Raw genomic sequence first — 1150 nt, 5'->3', positions numbered from 1 at the left:
TCGACGCCGCCAACTGCCACATGGTGTCGGAAGCGATCTGCCCGAGCCGACCGCTTCCGACATTCCCTAACGCGATGTCTGCGAGTGCTTCCTTGAGGTTGTCCTTGGAGATGACGGGGATTGACAGTGCCTGGCCGAGTTGACGACTGAGCGTGGTCTTCCCGGAGCCAGGAAGACCGTTGATCAGAATCACGGTTTTAGCGATTGGCTCTACCTCCGCGACGCCTTGAGGGCCATCGCCGATCCCCCTCCGCGTCTGACGGGCTCGGCGGCGGCGACCATGCCGCCGTCGGGCAGAAACTCGATGGCGGTCGCGGCGCCGATCTCCGCTGCCGACGTGAACGCATCCCCCGACGGCGTGAGCTGATGGCCAAACGGTGCCAGCTGGCTGCCGTACTTGGCGATGAACTCGGGTTCGGCCGTGACCTTGGCCGCATTCCGTTGCGAGGCACGCGGTGCGGCGATCGCCCCGGAGATGGTCATGCCAAGATCCACCCGGTTCAGAATGGTCTGCAGGACAGTTGTGATGATGGTCGATCCGCCGGGCGAACCGAGGGCGAGGAACGGCTTGCCCTCCTTGAGGATGATGGTCGGCGACATGGACGAGCGCGGGCGCTTCCCCGGCTCGATCCGGTTCGGGTCGGCCGGGTCGTAGACTGTCGAGAAATCGGTCAGCTCGTTGTTGAGCAGGAAGCCGCGGCCGGGGACCACCATGCCGGACCCTCCGGTCTGCTCGATCGTGAGCGTGTAGTCGACCACATTCCCCCACTTGTCCGCGACGGTCAGGTTGGTCGTCGAGATGTTCTCGGTGTCCAACTCGACCGCAGGCGCCACGGCGGCGGCCGGGCACGCGCCGTCGTACGAGGACACATTCCCCGGCGCGACCGGCTTCGCCGCCGCGTGCAGCGGATCAATCTGGCAGGCGCGCTCCTTGCCGAACACCGGGTCCGTGAGCGCGGCGGTGGGAACGCTCACGAACGCGGGGTCCCCCACGTACTTGCCACGGTCCGCGAAAGCAAGCGCGCTGGCCTCGAGGTAGTGGTGCAGGGCGCCCGGCGTGGACATCCCGGACAGGTTGGAAGGCTCCAGGATGTTCAGCGCCTCGCCCACCGTGGTGCCGCCGCTGCTGGAGGGCGCCATGCCGTAGACG

At 66.8% G+C, this 1150-nt stretch carries 2 protein-coding genes; both read right to left on the bottom strand.

Annotation, left to right across the window (positions count from 1 at the left end; translation table 11 throughout):
- The coding region (locus tag LQV45_RS34445) for an AAA family ATPase (protein WP_230012377.1) at positions 1-193 on the bottom strand (193 nt) is incomplete at its 3' end.
- Positions 194-210: 17 nt separating this feature from the next.
- Positions 211-1150 (bottom strand): gamma-glutamyltransferase (locus LQV45_RS34440; protein ID WP_230012374.1); only part of this gene is annotated, 940 nt, incomplete at its 5' end.

Source organism: Microbacterium sp. Bi128, assembly GCF_918698205.1.
The sequence above is the reverse complement of the archived record's forward strand: the minus strand, read 5'-3'. Positions and strand labels throughout refer to the sequence as shown.